This is a genomic window from Nocardioides alkalitolerans DSM 16699, from assembly GCF_000426525.1.
Lineage (GTDB): Bacteria > Actinomycetota > Actinomycetes > Propionibacteriales > Nocardioidaceae > Nocardioides > Nocardioides alkalitolerans.
Window position 1 is genome coordinate 40629 of record NZ_AUFN01000013.1, and the last position, 16710, is coordinate 57338.

General features: G+C 73.7%; 15 protein-coding genes and 1 other RNA gene. 8 read left to right on the forward strand and 8 right to left on the reverse strand.

All coding sequences use genetic code 11. The annotated features are described in order from the left end of the window. The 5 genes from K329_RS0112100 to K329_RS0112120 are packed head-to-tail and all read right to left on the reverse strand — an operon-like array spanning position 1 to position 7604. Positions 1–3015: a bifunctional [glutamine synthetase] adenylyltransferase/[glutamine synthetase]-adenylyl-L-tyrosine phosphorylase gene (locus K329_RS0112100; protein ID WP_028473247.1), complete on the reverse strand. Its 3015-nt coding sequence runs from the start codon at positions 3013–3015 to the stop codon at positions 1–3. After that, positions 3012–3839, reverse strand: a complete 828-nt coding sequence (locus K329_RS26445) for a type 1 glutamine amidotransferase (RefSeq protein WP_052336809.1) — start codon at positions 3837–3839, stop codon at positions 3012–3014. The genes K329_RS0112100 and K329_RS26445 overlap by 4 nt, the downstream gene beginning before the upstream one ends. Before the next feature lie 3 nt (positions 3840–3842). Beyond that, positions 3843–5180: a glutamine synthetase family protein gene (locus K329_RS0112110; RefSeq protein WP_028473249.1), complete on the reverse strand. Its 1338-nt coding sequence runs from the start codon at positions 5178–5180 to the stop codon at positions 3843–3845. A gap of 44 nt (positions 5181–5224) precedes the next feature. After that, positions 5225–7315 carry an NAD(+) synthase gene (locus K329_RS0112115; RefSeq protein ID WP_028473250.1) on the reverse strand — a complete coding sequence of 697 codons (2091 nt, stop codon included), beginning with the start codon at positions 7313–7315 and terminating at the stop codon, positions 5225–5227. Positions 7316–7352: 37 nt separating this feature from the next. Continuing rightward, on the reverse strand, positions 7353–7604 hold the full coding sequence (locus K329_RS0112120; protein ID WP_028473251.1) for a hypothetical protein: 252 nt from the start codon (positions 7602–7604) through the stop codon (positions 7353–7355). 118 nt (positions 7605–7722) lie between these two features. On the opposite strand from K329_RS0112120, the gene K329_RS0112125 reads away from it, so the two are divergent. Then, entirely contained in the window at positions 7723–8766 is a 1044-nt protein-coding gene (locus K329_RS0112125; protein ID WP_028473252.1) for a zinc-dependent alcohol dehydrogenase, read from the forward strand. A gap of 111 nt (positions 8767–8877) precedes the next feature. Beyond that, complete coding sequence (gene panB / locus K329_RS0112130; RefSeq protein ID WP_028473253.1) at positions 8878–9762, forward strand: 3-methyl-2-oxobutanoate hydroxymethyltransferase; 885 nt, start codon at positions 8878–8880, stop codon at positions 9760–9762. 22 nt (positions 9763–9784) lie between these two features. Here panB and K329_RS0112135 read toward each other — a convergent pair whose 3' ends face one another. Then, positions 9785–10006 carry a hypothetical protein gene (locus K329_RS0112135; RefSeq protein WP_028473254.1) on the reverse strand — a complete coding sequence of 74 codons (222 nt, stop codon included), beginning with the start codon at positions 10004–10006 and terminating at the stop codon, positions 9785–9787. A 37-nt stretch (positions 10007–10043) separates the two neighbouring features. On the opposite strand from K329_RS0112135, the gene map reads away from it, so the two are divergent. The 4 genes from map to K329_RS0112155 all read left to right on the forward strand — a co-directional run bounded on the left by map (position 10044) and on the right by K329_RS0112155 (position 14411). Further along, positions 10044–10901 (forward strand): type I methionyl aminopeptidase, encoded by an 858-nt coding sequence (gene map, locus K329_RS0112140; protein ID WP_028473255.1) that lies wholly within the window; start codon positions 10044–10046, stop codon positions 10899–10901. 89 nt (positions 10902–10990) lie between these two features. Further along, the gene (locus tag K329_RS26450) at positions 10991–12640 is read left to right on the forward strand and encodes a circularly permuted type 2 ATP-grasp protein (RefSeq protein ID WP_043643350.1); all 1650 of its coding nucleotides are present in this window, start codon (positions 10991–10993) and stop codon (positions 12638–12640) included. Then, positions 12634–13569, forward strand: coding sequence for an alpha-E domain-containing protein (locus K329_RS0112150; RefSeq protein ID WP_028473256.1), 936 nt, complete (start codon positions 12634–12636; stop codon positions 13567–13569). Before K329_RS26450 ends, K329_RS0112150 begins: the two co-directional genes overlap by 7 nt. A 2-nt stretch (positions 13570–13571) precedes the next feature. After that, the gene (locus K329_RS0112155; protein ID WP_028473257.1) at positions 13572–14411 is read left to right on the forward strand and encodes a transglutaminase family protein; all 840 of its coding nucleotides are present in this window, start codon (positions 13572–13574) and stop codon (positions 14409–14411) included. On the opposite strand, the gene K329_RS0112160 is transcribed toward K329_RS0112155, so the two are convergent. Both K329_RS0112160 and K329_RS26455 read right to left on the reverse strand, forming a co-directional pair. Continuing rightward, on the reverse strand, positions 14395–15021 hold the full coding sequence (locus K329_RS0112160) for a phosphoribosylanthranilate isomerase (RefSeq protein ID WP_028473258.1): 627 nt from the start codon (positions 15019–15021) through the stop codon (positions 14395–14397). The genes K329_RS0112155 and K329_RS0112160 overlap by 17 nt on opposite strands. A 66-nt stretch (positions 15022–15087) precedes the next feature. Beyond that, positions 15088–15564 carry a hypothetical protein gene (locus K329_RS26455; RefSeq protein ID WP_052336810.1) on the reverse strand — a complete coding sequence of 159 codons (477 nt, stop codon included), beginning with the start codon at positions 15562–15564 and terminating at the stop codon, positions 15088–15090. A gap of 77 nt (positions 15565–15641) precedes the next feature. On the opposite strand from K329_RS26455, the gene rnpB reads away from it, so the two are divergent. Together rnpB and K329_RS0112170 are read left to right on the forward strand one after the other, a co-directional pair. Beyond that, an RNA gene (gene rnpB / locus K329_RS29620) (RNase P RNA component class A) lies at positions 15642–16051 on the forward strand. Between the two features lie 81 nt (positions 16052–16132). Then, positions 16133–16648, forward strand: coding sequence for a hypothetical protein (locus K329_RS0112170; protein ID WP_028473259.1), 516 nt, complete (start codon positions 16133–16135; stop codon positions 16646–16648). Positions 16649–16710 lie beyond the last annotated feature (62 nt).

A 16710-nucleotide genomic window follows, 5' to 3' on the forward strand; every position in this document is an offset into this window, starting at 1 on the left:
TCAGCCCCAGAACACGCGCTCGACCACCGCGCGCGCGTGCCGGGTCGTGCGCAGGTAGTCGTTGACCATCTCGTTGCTGCCGCCGGCCGGGTAGCCGAGCACGTCGGCCACCGCCGCACGCTCCCGGGGGTCGCGCGGCAGCTGGTCGGAGGCCTTGCCGCGCACGAGCGTCACGGCGTTACGGACCCGGCTGACCAGCCGCCAGGCGTCGGAGAGGGTCGCGGCGTCGTCGGAGGTCACGAGGTCGGCGGCCTCCGCGGCCGCGAGCGCCTCGAGGGTGCGGGGCGTGCGGAGGGCGACGATGCTGCCGGCGTGCTGCATCTGCAGCAGCTGCACGGTCCACTCGATGTCGGCGAGACCGCCGCGACCGAGCTTGAGGTGGGTGTGCGGGTCGGCGCCGCGCGGCAGGCGCTCGGTGTCGACGCGCGCCTTGATGCGACGGACTTCCGCCACGTCGTCCTCGCTCAGCCCGGCGGCCGGGAACCGCAGCGGGTCGATGAGAGCGGTGAAGCGCGCGCGCAGGTCGGGGTCGCCCACGACCGCGTCGGCCCGGAGCAGGGCCTGGAACTCCCAGACGTGGGACCAGCGCCGGTAGTAGGCGGTGTAGGAGTCGACGGTGCGCACCATCGCGCCCTGCTTGCCCTCGGGCCGCAGATCGGCGTCGATCTCCAGCGGCGGGTCGGTGCCCGGACCCGCGAGGGCCTTGCGCAGCTCGCCGACGACCGCCTGCGCGAACGAGGCCGCCGCGTGGGTGTCGACGGTGCCGTCGGGGCCGGGCACGGGCTCGTGCACGAACATCACGTCGGCGTCGGAGGAGTAGGAGAGCTCGAACCCGCCGTACCGGCCCATGGCCACGATCGCGATGCGCGTCGGCGCCGCGTCGAGACCGCGCTGCCGGGCGACGGTGCGCACCACGGTCTGCAGCGTCGCCTCGAGCGTCGCGTCGGTGAGGCGCGAGAGCCCGGCGCCCACCGCCTCGACGTCGGTGAGGCCGAGCAGCTCGCCGGCCGAGATCCGGAAGAGCTCGCGACGCCGTACCGCGCGGATCGCCCGCACCGCGGTGACGAGGTCGTCGTGGCGACGGGCGTTGGCGACCATCTCGGTGGTGAGGACCTCGGAGCTGAGCGGCGCGAGGTCGGCGCCGAGGATGCGGACGCCCTCCGGCTCGCGCTGCAGCAGGTCGGTGGCGTAGCGCGAGGTGGCCAGCACCTGCGCGAGCCGCTGGGCGACCTCGCCCTCGTCGCGCAGCAGGCGGAGGTACCACGGCGAGGAGCCGAGGGACTCCGAGATGCGCCGGAAGCCGAACAGCCCGGCGTCGGGATCGGGTGCGTCGGCGAACCACCCGAGCAGCGCCGGCAGCAGGGTGCGCTGGATGAGGGCGCTGCGCGAGAGCCCCGAGGTGAGGGCCTCCAGGTGGCGCAGCGCGGCGGCCGGGTCCTGGTAGCCCAGCGCCGAGAGACGCTTCTGCGCCGACTCGGTCGACAGCCGCTGCTGGTCGCCGGGGATGCGGGCGACCGCGGCGAGCAGCGGTCGGTAGAAGAGCTTCTCGTGCAGCCGCCGGACCTCGCGGCGGTGGTGGCGCCACTCCTTGTCCAGCTCGACGACCGAGTCGCGCAGGTGGCCGAGCGAGCGGCCCAGCCGGCGCAGCGCCGCCTCGTCGTCGGGCACCACGTGGATGCGCCGCATCTGCCACAGCTGCATGCGGTGCTCGAGCGTGCGCAGGAAGGTGTAGGCCTCGTGGAGCGCGATGCCGTCCTCGACCCCGACGTACCCGCCCTCGGTCAGCTCGGCCAGCGCGCTCAGGGTCGTGGGGGTGCGGATGCGCTCGTCGGAGCGGCCGTGCACCAGCTGCAGGAGCTGGACGGCGAACTCGACGTCGCGCAGACCGCCCGAGCCCAGCTTGAGCTGCCGCTCCGCCTCCTGGCTGGGGATGTGCTCCAGCACCCGGCGGCGCATCGCCTGGACGTCGGCGACGAAGCCGTCGCGCTCGGCGGCCCGCCAGACGAAGCCCTGGGCCATCTCGAGGTAGGCCTCCCCGAGGGCACGGTCGCCCGCGACCGGTCGCGCCTTGAGCAGCGCCTGGAACTCCCAGGTCTTCGCCCAGCGGTCGTAGTAGCCCTCGTGGCTGGCGAGCGTGCGGGTGAGCGGACCGCGCCCGCCCTCCGGCCGCAGGTTGGCGTCGACCGGCCAGATCGTGCCCTCACCCGTGTGGTCGGAGCAGACCTGCATCAGCTGGGAGGCCAGCCGGCTCGCGACACGCAGCGCGACGTCGGCGTCGACGCCCTCGGCGGGCTCGTGCACGAACACCACGTCGACGTCGGAGATGTAGTTGAGCTCGTGGCCCCCGCACTTGCCGAGGGCGATCACCGCGAGCCGCGCCTTCGCGGCCTGCTCGGCCCCGACCCGGCCGCGGGCCACCGCCAGCGCGGCCTCGAGCGTGGCGGCCGCGAGGTCGGAGATCTCGGCGGCGACGTCGTCGACGCCCAGGTGGTGGGCCAGGTCGCGGGCCGCCAGGCGCACGAGCCAGCGGCGGTACTCCACGCGCAGCGCGTCGACCGCCGCCCGGTCGGTCGCCGGGGTGGCCACGTCGGCCACCGGGCTCGCCGAGGCCGGGTCGGCGCCGACGGCAAGGAGCAGACCCTCCCGCATCGCCCAGGCCGCCGGCCGGGTGGAGCCGAGGTCGGCGTCGCGCAGCTCGGGCCAGTGCTCGGGGTGGCGGCAGAGGTGGTCGGCCAGGGCCGAGCTCGCGCCGAGCACGCTGAGCAGGCGCATGGCCGTGCCCTCGTCGTCGACCAGCTCGCCGAGCAGGTCGTCGCGGCTGCCGCCGGTCTCGACCACGCGGTCGCCCAGGCGGCAGAGCGCGCTCAGGGCCGCGTCCGGGTCGGCCGTGCGGCCGAGGATCGCCAGCAGCGGCGCCGCGTGCTCCCCCAGGCAGACCAGGCCCGACTGGGCCTCGTCGACGTCGCCGAACCCGAGGCGCACGAGGTCGCCGCGGGTCGGCGGGCGCACGGTCATCCGCCCACCCGGGCGAGCACGCGCTCGCGCACGAGCCGGGCGTACGACGCGGCGAGCGGCTCCCACGTCGCGACGAGCTCGGGCCGGGCGGCCTCGACGGCGTCGAGCACGGCCGCCTGGTCGGTGCCGCGCGCGGCGTGCTCGTCGGCGTCGGCGGCGGCCCAGGGCTCGACGATGGCGCGGTCGGCCTCGGGGTGCAGCTGCACACCCCAGACGCTCGGGGCGTGCCGCGCGGCCTGCACCTCGCCGCCGGGGGCGGTCGCGAGCCGGGTCGCCCCGGCGGGCAGCGTGGTGACGACGTCGTTGTTCCAGTGCACGCCACGGGCCGGGGCGCCCGGGACGGGACCGCCGGCGGCCACGAGCGGACCCACCAGGGGGTCGGCGGCGGCCTCGTCGGTCCAGCCGATCGGCGTCAGCCCGAGCTGCTGGCCGTTCGGGTTGCGGTGGATCTCGCCGCCGAGCGCGACCGCGGCCAGCTGGTGGCCCAGGCAGATGCCGAGCGTCGGCACGCCGGCGGCGGCCGCCGTACGCACGAGGGCGCGGACCCCGGGCAGCCACGGGGCCACCTCGTCGTCGTTCGCCCCCGGTGAGCCGCCCAGCACGAGGAGGCCGTCGTGGTCGCCGAGGTCGGTCGGCACGGGCTCGCCGCTGCCGGCGCTCCAGACGTCGAGGGTGCAGCCGGCCGCGGCCAGCCAGTCGGCGAAGAGCGCGGGCGGGCAGTCGAGCTGGTGCTGCACCACGAGCACCCGGGCCCCGGAGGCGGCGACGGGGTCGGCGACGGGGTCGGGGGCGTGCGGGGCGGGGGGCGGTGTGGTGGCGTCCACGGCTCAGATGACCGGCAGCATCCGGTCGCGCTCGAAGGCGGAGACCTGGGTGCGGTACTCCTCCCACTCGGCACGCTTGTTGCGCAGGAAGAAGTCGTAGACGTGCTCGCCCAGCGCCTCGGCCAGCAGCTCGGACTGCTCGGCGATCACGATCGCCTCCGACAGCGTCTTGGGCAGCGGGTCGATGCCGAGGCTCTTGCGCTCGCGCTCGGTGAGCGACCAGACGTCGTCCTCCGCCTCGGGCGGCAGCTCGTACTCGTTCTCGATGCCCTTCATGCCCGCCGCGAGCACGACGGCGTACGCGAGGTAGGGGTTGCACGCCGGGTCGATGGTGCGCAGCTCGACGCGGGTCGACTGGCCCTTGTTCGGCTTGTACATCGGCACGCGGATCATCGCGGAGCGGTTGTTGTGGCCCCAGCAGACGTACGACGGCGCCTCGCCGCCCCACAGCAGCCGCTTGTAGGAGTTGACCCACTGGTTCGTGACGACCGAGATCTCGCCGGCGTGGCGCATGATGCCCGCGATGAACTGGCGGCCGGTGCGCGAGAGCTGGTACTCCGCGCCCGCCTCGAAGAAGGCGTTGTTGTCGCCCTCGAAGAGCGAGACGTGGGTGTGCATGCCCGAGCCGGGGTGGGTGGTGAACGGCTTCGGCATGAAGGTGGCCCACATGCCCTGGTTGAGCGCCACCTCACGGATGACCGTGCGGAACGTCATGATGTTGTCGGCCGTGCTGAGCGCGTCGGCGTAGCGCAGGTCGATCTCCTGCTGGCCCGGGCCGCCCTCGTGGTGGCTGAACTCGACCGAGATGCCCATCGCCTCGAGCATCGTGATCGCCTCGCGACGGAAGTCGGCGCCCATCGACTGCGGGGTGTGGTCGAAGAAGCCCGTGCGGTCGACCGGCTCGGGCTCTCCCCCGGCCTCCGGCATGGTCTTGAGCAGGTAGAACTCGATCTCGGGGTGCGTGTAGAAGGTGAAGCCCTTCTCGGCCGCGTTGGCGAGGTTGCGCTTGAGCACGAACCGCGGGTCGGCGTACGACGGGCTGCCGTCGGGCATCACGATGTCGCAGAACATGCGGGCCGTCGACGGGCCCTCGGCACGCCACGGCAGGATCTGGAAGGTGGCCGCGTCGGGCAGCAGGAGCATGTCGGACTCGTAGACGCGCGCGAAGCCCTCGATGGCGGAGCCGTCGAAGCCGATGCCCTCCGAGAAGGCGCCCTCGAGCTCGGCCGGGGCCACCGCGACGGACTTCAAAGAGCCCAGCACGTCGGTGAACCAGAGCCGGACGAACCGGACGTCGCGCTCTTCGAGTGCGCGGAGAACGAAGTCTTCCTGCTTGCCCATGGCGTCACCCTAGCCGTGGGCGGGCGCACCCTCGCGGGCGCGGCTCACTCGCTGTGCGGCACGGTCTCCAGGTCGGCCAGCCACGCCGCCGGGGAGGCGTCGGACGGCATCCGCCAGTCGCCCCGCGGGCTCATCGTGCCGCCCGCCGAGACCTTCGGTCCGTTGGGCAGCGCGGAGCGCTTGAACTGGTTCGCGAAGAACCGTCGCACGAAGACCTCGAGCCACGTCCGCACGGTCGCGAGGTCGTACGACGCGCGCCGCTCGGTGGGGAAGCCCGGCGGCCACGCGCCCGCCTCGGCGTCGTGCCACGCGTGCCAGGCGAGGAAGGCGATCCGGCTGGGCCGGTGGCCGCGGCGCAGGAGGTGGTAGAGCGCGTAGTCGGCGAGCGCGTAGGGCCCGACCGAGTCCTCGGTGGCCTGCGGCTTCTCGCCCTCGACGGTCGGGATCAGCTCGGGGGTGATCTCCAGCTCGACGATCTCGCGCAGCACCTGGTTGGCCTCGCTGGCCGGGTCGGGGTCGACCTCGCCGGCGTCGGCCACCCAGCGGATGAGGTGCTGGATGAGCGTCTTCGGCACCCCGGCGTTGACGTTGTAGTGCGACATCTGGTCGCCCACGCCGTACGTGCACCAGCCCAGCGCCAGCTCGGAGAGGTCGCCCGTGCCGAGCACGAGCCCGCCGCGGTGGTTGGCGAGCCGGAAGAGGTAGTCGGTGCGCAGCCCGGCCTGGACGTTCTCGAAGGTGACGTCGTAGACGTTCTGCCCCTCGCCGTACGGGTGGCCCAGGTCGGCGAGCATCTGCGTGGCGGCCGGACGGATGTCGAGCACCTCGAACGTCGTGCCCAGCGCCTGCGAGAGCCGGGTGGCGTAGCCCTTCGTCACGTCGCCGGTCGCGAAGCCGGGCATCGTGAAGGCGTGGATGTCGCTGCGCGGGCGACCCAGGCGGTCCATCGCGCGGGCGGCGACGATGAGCGCATGGGTGGAGTCGAGCCCGCCGCTCACCCCGATGACGACCTTCGGCTGCCACGTCGGCGTGCTCATGGAGACCAGGCGCTGCTCGAGGCCCGCGACCTGGATGTTGTAGGCCTCGTAGCAGTCCTGCGCGAGCAGCGCCGGGTCGTCGGGCACGAACGGGAAGCGGTCGAGGTGGCGGCGCAGGCCGACGTCGTACGTCGGGGGCGCGAGCTCGAAGCCGACCGTGCGGTGGCCGTCGCCGTCGGTCCGCGCCTCGTCGTGGCGGCGGTTGTCGTCGAAGGTGCCCTGGCGCCAGCGCTCCTGCTCCAGGCGCACGAGGTCGACGTCGGCGATCGTGCGGACCGCGCCGGCGGGGAAGCGCTCGCCCTCGGCGAGCAGCTCGCCGCACTCGTAGACGAGGGTCTGGCCGTCCCACGAGAGGTCGGTGGTCGACTCGCCCTGGCCCGCCGCCGCGTAGACGTACGCCGCCAGGCAGCGCGCGCTGGCGCTCCGGGCGAGCAGCTGGCGGTCGGCCGCACGGCCCACGGTGATGGGCGAGCCCGACAGGTTGGCCAGCACCGTCGCGCCCGCCAGCGCGGCACGGGCGCTCGGCGGGACCGGCACCCACATGTCCTCGCAGACCTCGGCGTGCAGGCGGAGCCCCGGGACGTCGAGGGCCTCGAAGACGAGGTCGTTGCCGAAGCGGTGCGACTCCCCCAGGAGGTCGATGTAGCCTCCGGCGCCCTCGCCGGAGCCGTAGTAGCGCGCGTCGTAGAACTCGCGGTAGGTCGGCAGGTAGGTCTTCGGCGCCACCCCGAGGATCGTGCCGTGGTGGACGACGACCGCGCAGTTGTAGATGCGGTTGAGGTGCCGCAGCGGGGCGCCGACGACCAGCACGGGCAGGAGGTCCGCGCTCGCCTCGACCACGGTGGCCAGGGCGTCCTCGACGGCGTCGAGCAGCACGTCCTGCAGCACGAGGTCGTCGATGGCGTAGCCGGTCAGGCACAGCTCGGGGAAGACGGCGACGGCGACACCCTCGTCGTGGCACGCCCGGGCCTGCTCGACGACGGTCGCGGCGTTCACCGCCGGGTCGGCGACGCGCACCGGCATCGTCACGGCCGCGACGCGCGCGAACCCCTGGGCGTAGGCGGACCAGAAGAGGGACTCGTCGGTCGTCGCAGGCACGGCGCCAGTCTGCCAGTCGCCCGCCTCGGGCGTGGCGTCAGCGGCCGCGGCGACGCTGCCGGGCGTCCTCCTCGGCGTACCCCCGCCGGTACTCGCGACGCATGACGACGGCGAGCGGCAGCCAGAAGAAGAGCACGACGAAGGCGAAGAGGCCGAGCTGGACGGGGGTCGACACCGGGATCACGGCCACCGCGACGACGAAGACGACGAGCAGCCAGACGGGCGCGGAGTGCACCCGGGCGACGGCGCGGGCGTACGTCGGCAGCAGGCCGCCCGGGGATCGCTCCATGGCCCCGATCGTGCCACGGCGGCCGCGCCCGCGTCGTACTCCGCCGGAGCCCCGGTGTGGCGCACGCGTCACCCCCACCGACGTGGAGCGACCGCGCGGGCGACCTACGGTTGAAGCTGTGACCATCACCTACGCGCACGTCGACGGCCTGTCCAGCATGACCCTCAGCCAGGAGGAGCCGCCGGCCGACCTGGCGCCCGGCACCGTCGAGGTGGCCATCACCTACTGCGGCATCTGCGCCACGGACACCCACAACTACACGTCCGGGGGCCAGGTGCCGCCCGCCGTCTTCGGGCACGAGTGGACCGGCACCGTCAGCCGCGTGGCCGACGACGTCACCGGGCTCCACCTCGGCCAGCGGGTGCTGGCCTGCGTCGGCCCCGCCTGCGGCGCGTGCGCGATGTGCCGGGCCGGGCACGCCGACCACTGCGACCTCGCGTTCGCCGAGGCCAACGGGGTCGCGCCCGGCTCGCCCGCCCACGGCGGCTTCGCCGCGTCGATGGTCGTGCCGGCCCGCCGCGTCATGCCCGTGCTCGACGCCCTCAGCGACGTCGAGGCCGCGCTCGTCGAGCCGACCGCCGTGACGTTCCACGCGGTGAAGCGCACCCGGCAGCGGCTGGGCGCGGTCGTGGTGGTGCAGGGTGCCGGCCCGATCGGCCTCCTCGCCGCGCAGCACGCCCGGCACGCCGGCGCGGGCCGCCTCGTCGTGATCGAGCCGAACGAGTCCCGCCGCCGTGCCGCCGAGGCACTGGGCTTCACCGAGGTCCTGGCGCCCGGCGACGCCGCCCGCGAGGCCGTGCTCGCCGCGACCGACGGCCTGGGCGCCGACGTGCTCTACGAGTGCACCGGCGTGGCCGCGCTGCTCCAGCCGTCCGCCGAGCTGGTGCGCCGCGGCGGCACCCTCTCGCTGCTCGGCTTCCCGATGACCGACTCCACCGTGAGCTACGGCGACTGGCAGGTGCGCGAGCTGACCGTCGTCGGTTCGCTCGCCTACAACCACGAGGACTTCCTCGGCGCCCAGCGCGCGATCGCCGACGGCTCGGTGCAGGTCGCGGGCCTGCACACCGGGACGATCGGTCTGGGCGACCTGCAGACGATGCTCGACGAGCTCGACTCCGGCGAGACCACCCACGCGAAGGTGCTGGTCGACCCGTCCCGCTGAGCCCCGCCGGGTGATCCGGACCACACCCGCCGGCCGGGCTGCGGGCGTAGCCTGGCCGGCGGTCCGTGGACTCCAGTGGGGAGCCGCGAGAGCACAGCAAGGAACTCGACGATGAGTGAGCAGCCCAGCCCGTACGGCGCAGGGCCGCAGGCGTCAGCCGCGGCACCCGGAGCCACCCCGAGCGCGACCGGCACCCCGCCCGTGAAGCGCGTCCGCACCCACCACCTCCGCGAGATGAAGTCGCGCGGCGAGCGGTGGTCGATGCTGACGGCGTACGACATGTACACCGCCCAGGTGTTCGACGAGGCCGGGGTGGAGGTGCTCCTCGTCGGTGACAGCGCGTCCAACAACGTCTTCGGCAACGAGACCTCGCTGCCCGTGACCGTCGACGAGCTGATCCCGCTCACGCGGGCGGTGGCGCGGTCGGTACGGCGGGCGCTCGTGCTCGCCGACCTGCCGTTCGGCTCCTACCAGGCCAGCCCGGAGCAGGCCTACCTGACCGCGGTGCGGTTCATGAAGGAGGCGGGCGCCCACGCGGTCAAGCTCGAGGGCGGCGCGGAGATGGCCCCCCAGATCGCCAAGCTCACCCAGGGCGGCATCCCGGTCTGCGCCCACATCGGCTTCACGCCGCAGTCGGAGCACACGCTGGGCGGCTACCGCGTGCAGGGCCGCGGCGAGACCGCCGACCGGGTGCTCGCCGACGCGCACGCCGTGCAGGAGGCGGGCGCGTTCGCCGTCGTCATGGAGATGGTGCCCGGCGACGTCGCCGCCCAGGTGACGAAGGAGCTCGACATCCCCACCGTCGGCATCGGGGCCGGCCCGGACTGCGACGCGCAGGTGCTCGTCTGGCAGGACGCCTTCGGCCTGCGCACCGGCCGCATGCCGCGCTTCGTCAAGCAGTACGTCGACGTCCGCTCCGTGCTCCTCAAGGGGGCGCAGGCCTACGTCGCCGACGTCCGCGGCGGCGCCTTCCCCGGGCCCGAGCACACGTTCTGAGCCGGGCGGGGCGGCGGGCGGCTCAGTCCTCGAGCTGCTCGTCGCTCCAGCCCGCGTCCTTCTCGTTCTCGGCGTCCCAGGCCTCGTTGCGGGCCTCGACCTTCTCGAGCGCGCCGGCGGCCTCCTCGCGCGTGGCGAAGGGGCCGAGCCGGTCGGAGTTCTTGCAGCCCTTGCGCGGCTCGACCGTGTGGTGCTTGAGGCAGAACCAGTAGTCGTCCGGGGTGGTGTCGGAGAGGGTGGCCATGGCCGAGAACCTACGCCCCGAACCTAGACTCGACCACATGTCTGCTGCCGGAACGCTCGTCCCCGGGACCGTCTCCCCCACCCGCCCGGTGCCGCGCCACATCGTCCGCCCGGAGTACGTCGGGAAGGAGACCCCCGCCCGGTTCACGGGCGAGGAGGTCAAGGACGCGGAGACCATCGAGAGGATGCGGGTCGCCGGCCGCGTCGCCGCCCAGGCCCTCGCCGAGGTCGGGCGCCACGTCGTACCGGGCGTGACCACCGACGAGCTCGACCGCATCGGCCACGAGTTCCTCTGCGACCACGGCGCCTACCCGTCGACGCTCGGCTACCGCGGCTACCCGAAGTCGCTCTGCTCGAGCCTCAACGAGGTCATCTGCCACGGCATCCCCGACTCCACCGTGGTCGCCGACGGCGACATAGTGAACATCGACATCACCGGCTACCTCGACGGGGTGCACGGCGACACCAACGCCACGTTCCTCGCGGGCGACGTCGACGAGGAGTCGCGCCTGCTGGTCGAGCGCACCCACGAGGCGATGAGCCGCGGCATCAGGGCCGTGAAGCCGGGCCGCCGGCTCAACGTGATCGGCCGTGTCATCGAGGCCTACGCCGCGCGGTTCGGCTACGGCGTGGTGCGCGACTTCACCGGGCACGGCATCGGCACCCACTTCCACTCGGGGCTCGTCGTGGCCCACTACGACAACGACGTGTACGACGACCTGATCCGGGTCGGCATGACCTTCACGATCGAGCCGATGCTGACCCTCGGCACGCCCGACTACGACATGTGGGACGACGGGTGGACGGCCGTGACGAAGGACCGCCGCCGGACGGCGCAGTTCGAGCACACCCTCCTCGTGACGCCCACGGGTGCGGAGATCCTCACGCTCCCCTGACCGGTGGTCCCCGGTCGTCCGAACGTGCGTTCCGTCCGTGAGCGCGGCGTGCAACACCCGTGTCACAGGGTCTGGGTAGGGTCCGGCCCATGACCGCCATGTTCGAGGGCTACACCGGGGCACACGGGCCGGCGTACGACGAGATGTTCGACCCCGAGGGGTTGCGCACGTCGTACCAGCAGCTGTCGTCCAGCTTGGACGACATGAGCGAGCCCGAGCTGCGAAGTCGGGTCGACGCCCTCCAGGCGGCCTACCTGGACCAGGGCGTCACGTTCGACATCGGCGGCGAGGAGCGCGCGTTCCCCCTCGACATCCTGCCGCGCGTGATCGAGATGGACGCGTGGACCCGCATCGAGAAGGGCGTGCAGCAGCGCGTCAAGGTGCTGGAGATGTTCCTGGCCGACGTGTACGACGAGGGCCGCGTCTTCGACGACGGCGTCATCCCGCGCTCGGTCGTCAACACCTCCTCGCACTACCACCGCGCCGCCGCGGGGATCGAGCCGCCGAACGGCGTGCGCATCCAGGTGTCGGGCATCGACCTGATCCGCGACAACGCGGGTGAGTTCCGGGTGCTCGAGGACAACGTTCGCGTGCCGTCCGGGGTCTCCTACGTGATGACGAACCGGCGGGCGATCTCGTCGGCCCTGCCCGAGACGTTCGCGCAGCACCGCATCCGGCCGGTCGCCAGCTACCCCCAGCGCCTGCTCTCCGCGCTGCGCGCCGCGGCCCCGGCCGGCGTCACCGACCCGACCGTCGTCGTGCTCACCCCGGGCGTCTACAACGGCGCCTACTTCGAGCACGCCCTGCTCGCCCGCACGATGGGCGTCGAGCTCGTCGAGGGGCGCGACCTGGTGTGCCGCCGCGGCCGCGTCATGATGCGCACCACCCACGGCCTCGAGCAGGTGCACGTCATCTACCGCCGCGTCGACGACGAGTTCCTCGACCCGGTGCAGTTCAAGGGCGACTCGCTGCTCGGCTGCCCCGGCCTCATCAACGCCGCCCGCGGCGGCAACGTGACCATCGCCAACGCGGTCGGCAACGGCGTGGCCGACGACAAGCTCGTCTACACCTACATGCCCGACCTGATCCGCTACTACGTCGGCGAGGAGCCGGTGCTCCGCAACGTCGACACGTGGCGGATGGGCGAGCCGGCCCACCGCGCGGAGGTGATGGACCGCCTCGACGAGCTGGTGCTCAAGCCCGTCGACGGCTCGGGCGGCAAGGGCATCGTCATCGGGCCGCGCGCGACCAGGGCCGAGCTCGACGAGCTGCGCACGAAGGTGCTGGAGGACCCGCGCGCGTGGATCGCGCAGCCGGTCGTGCAGCTCTCGACCGTGCCGACCTACATCGGTGGCCGCATGGCGCCGCGCCACGTCGACCTGCGGCCGTTCGCCGTCAACGACGGGCAGCGCGTGTGGGTGCTGCCCGGCGGCCTCACCCGCGTCGCCCTGGCCGAGGGCGAGCTGATCGTGAACTCGTCGCGCGGCGGCGGCTCGAAGGACACCTGGGTGCTCGCCGGCCCCGGCGGCGGCCAGCGCCGTCCCGCCCCGTCGCGCCCCGCCCCGTCGAGCACCGCTCCCCCGGTCGCCGGCCCGGCCATCGCCGCCCTCACCGGCCCGGCCGAGCAGGAGCAGCAGCAACAGCAGCAACAGGGCCCGGGCGGCGGGTCGCAGTCCCAGTCGCAGGGCCGGTCGCAGGGCCAGTCGCAGAGCCAGGAGCAGGGAGACCCCACGTGCTGAGCCGGATCGCCGAGTCGATGTTCTGGATCGGGCGCTACGTCGAGCGCGCGGAGGACACGGCACGCATCCTCGACGTCCAGACCCAGCTCATGCTCGAGGACCCGACGGTCGACGAGCCGGCCACCTGCCGCACCCTGCTGTCGATCATGGGCGTGCCCCACGACGACGACGCGGACGTCAACCGCCAGACCGTGCTCGAGCTGCTGGCGTACGACGCGACCGCCCCCGCCTCGATCGCCGCCACCCTGGGCGCGGCGCGCGAGTCGGCCCGGCGGGCCCGGGAGACGCTGTCGGAGCCGCTGTGGGAGGCGGTCAACACCACGTGGCGGGCGCTGCCCTCGGGCCGGTTCCGCACGCTGCGTCCCCCGGCGGTCTTCGGCTGGGTGCGTGACCGCGCGGCGCTCATCAACGGCACCGCCGAGGCGACGATGACCCGCGACGAGGGCTACCAGTTCCTGGTGCTGGGGCGCAGCATCGAGCGGGCCGACATGACCGCGCGGCTCGTGGCGACGGCCGCCCTGACCACCACGGGCAGCGCGTCGGCGTGGACCTCCACGCTCCGCGCGTGCGGCGCCTACGAGGCGTTCCTGCGCACCTACCGCGGCCTCGAGACCGACCGGGGCGCGGCGGAGTTCCTGCTGCTCGACCGCCTGTTCCCGCGCTCGATCGTGCACTCCATCAGCCGGGCCGAGCAGTGCCTCGACAACCTGGAGTCGGCGGGCCAGCGGGCCGGCTTCCAGAACGACGCCCAGCGCCTCCTCGGACGCACGCGTGCCGACCTCGAGTACCGCTCGCTCTCCGACGTCGTCGCCAACCTGCCCGCCGAGATGGAGCGCCTTCAGTACACGTGCGCCGCGGCCACCGAGTCCGTCACCCGTCGCTACTTCGCCGGCTCCGAGGCGACCGAGTGGCACGGAGGTGCCCTGTGAGCATGCAGCTGAGGATCACCCACACGACCGGCTACGAGTACGACGGCAAGGCCGTGACGTCCTACAACGAGGCGCGGCTGACCCCGCAGACCTCCCCCGAGCAGATCGTCGTGCACACCCGTCTCGACATCTCGCCGACGCCGTGGACCTACACGTTCCGCGACTACTTCGGCACCCAGGTGACGAGCTTCGAGGTGCTCGACCCGCACGACTCGCTGACCGTGAGCGCTCACGCGACGGTGCACACCAACCGGTCGCCGCTGGCCGCGCCCACCCTGGGCTGGGACGACCTGGCCTCGCCGGACGTCGCCGAGGTGCACACCGAGTACCTGATGCTCCCCGACCTCGTCGTGCCGACGACGGACCTCGCGGCGAAGATCGAGACCATCCGCGGTGACTCGGCCACGCCCGGCGAGGCCGCCACCGCGGTCTGCCGGCTGGTGCACGACGAGGTCGAGTACATCCCCGGCGCGACCCAGGTGCACAGCCGGGCGGCCGAGGCGTGGGAGAAGCGCGGCGGCGTCTGCCAGGACATGGCGCACCTCGCCATCGGCGGCCTGCGGTCGCTGGGCATCCCCGCGCGCTACGTCTCCGGCTACCTCCACCCGCAGTCCGACCCGGAGGTCGGCGCCACGGTGCAGGGCGAGTCGCACGCCTGGGTGGAGTGGTGGGACGCCGGCTGGCACGCCTACGACCTCACCAACGACCAGCCCATCGGCGACCGCCACGTCGTCATCGCGGCGGGTCGCGACTACGGCGACGTGAAGCCGCTGAGCGGGATCTTCTCGGGCACCCGCACGTCGCGCATGTTCGTCAACGTGGAGGTCACCCGCCTGGCGTGAGCCGGGCCTGCTCGACGAACGCGCGGATCCGCGCGGGGTCCTTGACGCCGCGCACGCCCTCGACCCCGCTGGAGACGTCGACGCCCCAGGGGCGCGCGGCCCGCACGGCGTCGGCGACGTTGTCGGGGCCGAGCCCGCCGGCGAGCAGCCAACGGCCCTCGGGGCGGGCCCCGTCGAGCGCGGCGAGGTCCCACCGCTCGCCCGCGCCGGGCACCGGGGCGTCGAGCAGCAGGGCGTCCTCGCCCCAGGCGCCGACCGTACGGCGCGCCTCGCCCTCCGCCGTGAGGGCGGCGAGCGTCGTGGCCCACCAGACGCGGGGGTGCCCGGCGACCGCGGTCTCGACGTCGGCCCGGCCGTAGGCGCCGTGCAGCTGCAGCACGTCCGCCCCGATCTCGGACGCCACCGCCAGCGCTGTCGCGACCGGCAGGTCGGCGACCACCAGCACCCCGTCGACGCCGGCCGGCAGACCGCCCAGGATCGTGGCGGCCTCGGCCGTCGTACGGTGACGCGGGCTCCGCTCGCAGACGACCACGCCCACGGCGTCGGCGCCGGCCGCCACCGCGACGGCGGCGTTCTTGGGGGTGTCCAGGCCGCAGATCTTCACGTACATGCCGCCCATCCTCCCCGGGCGGGCGCCGGGCCCGCCGTACGGGCCCGGCGCGTCAGCGCCCCTCGGTCAGCGCAGCCGGTCGAAGTCCCCGGTGGTCTCGGCGAGGCGCCGCTCCGTGCGCAGCACGGCCGTCTCGTGCTCGGGGTCGCCGGTCATGGCCGCCGCGAGCCGCAGGTGCGGCAGCGCGTCGGCGTACCGGGACTGCCGCTCGAGGCTGCGCCCGAGCGCGTGACGCGCCCAGTCGTCGCTCGGGTTCTCGTCCACGAGGCCCCGCAGCTCGGACTCCGCCCGCTGCAGCTGGGCGCGGAGCAGGAAGGCCCACGCCCGCAGGCTGCGCAGGCCGTAGTTGCCCTCGTCGACGGCGAGGGCCGGCTCGATCACCTCGAGCGCCTCGACCGGGGCCCGGCGGGCGAGCAGGTCGAAGGCGACGCGGTGGGCGTCCGTCGGGTCGGCCGTCTGGCCGGGGAAGACGAGGGCGGGAGCGGCGATCTCGACCTCGTCGTACGTCGGCGTCTCGCTCCGCTGGGGCTCGAGCTCGTTCATCGCTGCTCCTCTCGTTCGTGGGTCCCGCGTCAACGTTCGGTGATCCGCGGTGATTCCCCTATCCTGACGCGTGCGGATGGGCTGGCCGGGCGACCGCGTGACGTGCTCGAGAGGGTGCGTCCCGAGGAAGGTCCGGGCTCCACAGGGCGAGGTGGTGGGTAACGCCCACCCGGGGTGACCCGCGGGAAAGTGCCACAGAGAACAGACCGCCTCCGGCCACGGCCGGCGGTAAGGGTGAAACGGTGGTGCAAGAGACCACCAGCGTTCCGGGTGACCGGAACGGCTCGGTAAACCCCACCTGGAGCAAGGTCGAGAAGCCGGTGTCCTCACGGGGACGCCGGTGCGCGTGCGTTCGAGGGCTGCCCGCCCGAGCACGCGGGTGGACTGCACGAGGCTGTCGGCAACGGCAGCCCTAGATGGATGGTCGCTCACCGGAGGCCCGCGAGGGTCCCGGGGACAGAACCCGGCCTACAGGCCAGCCCGTCCGCACCACGGGGGTTCGGCCGGGTAGACGCTGCGCTGCGGCGTTCTCCGGACGCCGCGGCCGACGGCGTGCCAGCATGTCGGGGTGCCCTCGATCTCCTCTCGTCGCACCGTCCTCCGCACGGCGGCCTGGTCGGTGCCCGTGATCGCCGTGGTGGGAGCCGCGCCCGCGTTCGCCGCCAGCGTCGCGCAGGCGCTGCGCCTGGACCACGAACTGGCTCCGTGGCAGTACTCCCTGGGCACCCGCGCCCTCCGGCTCACGGTGACGAACCCGACCACCGACGATCTCGACGTCGTCGTCACCTACGCCGAGAACGGCCCCGACGGCACGGTGACGTTCCCCCTGTTCGGCGGGTCGGGCCACTGGACGCTGCAGAAGGTGGACGGGCAGTGCGTCGTCACGGGACGCGTCGGCGCGGGGGCGACCTCCCCGGCGTTCACGCAGGTCTGGGGCACAGCTGCGGCCGACGGCATCGCCCAGACCGCACTCCTCACACTCGCCGCACCCGGGCTGGCGACCGTGGTCGTTCCCGTCCCCCTCCGCTTCGACATCCCGCTCGGCTCGCCGGGTCCGGGGCCCGGCCTCCCGGACAGGCCCTGACGCCGGGCGGCACCACGCCCACCCACTGTCCAGGAACTGAACAGTCGCCGCGGGCCCGGACG

What these genes read in the sequence shown, in the direction of transcription:
- K329_RS0112110 (WP_028473249.1), bottom strand. Translation starts at nt 5,180, where the DNA reads ATGGGCAAGCAGGAAGACTTCGTTCTCCGCGCACTCGAAGAGCGCGAC.
- K329_RS0112155 (WP_028473257.1), top strand. Translation starts at nt 13,572, where the DNA reads ATGCAGCTGAGGATCACCCACACGACCGGCTACGAGTACGACGGCAAG.
- K329_RS26450 (WP_043643350.1), top strand. Translation starts at nt 10,991, where the DNA reads ATGACCGCCATGTTCGAGGGCTACACCGGGGCACACGGGCCGGCGTAC.
- panB (WP_028473253.1), top strand. Translation starts at nt 8,878, where the DNA reads ATGAGTGAGCAGCCCAGCCCGTACGGCGCAGGGCCGCAGGCGTCAGCC.
- K329_RS0112100 (WP_028473247.1), bottom strand. Translation starts at nt 3,015, where the DNA reads ATGACCGTGCGCCCGCCGACCCGCGGCGACCTCGTGCGCCTCGGGTTC.
- map (WP_028473255.1), top strand. Translation starts at nt 10,044, where the DNA reads ATGTCTGCTGCCGGAACGCTCGTCCCCGGGACCGTCTCCCCCACCCGC.
- K329_RS0112120 (WP_028473251.1), bottom strand. Translation starts at nt 7,604, where the DNA reads ATGGAGCGATCCCCGGGCGGCCTGCTGCCGACGTACGCCCGCGCCGTC.
- K329_RS0112160 (WP_028473258.1), bottom strand. Translation starts at nt 15,021, where the DNA reads ATGTACGTGAAGATCTGCGGCCTGGACACCCCCAAGAACGCCGCCGTC.
- K329_RS0112135 (WP_028473254.1), bottom strand. Translation starts at nt 10,006, where the DNA reads ATGGCCACCCTCTCCGACACCACCCCGGACGACTACTGGTTCTGCCTC.
- K329_RS26455 (WP_052336810.1), bottom strand. Translation starts at nt 15,564, where the DNA reads ATGAACGAGCTCGAGCCCCAGCGGAGCGAGACGCCGACGTACGACGAG.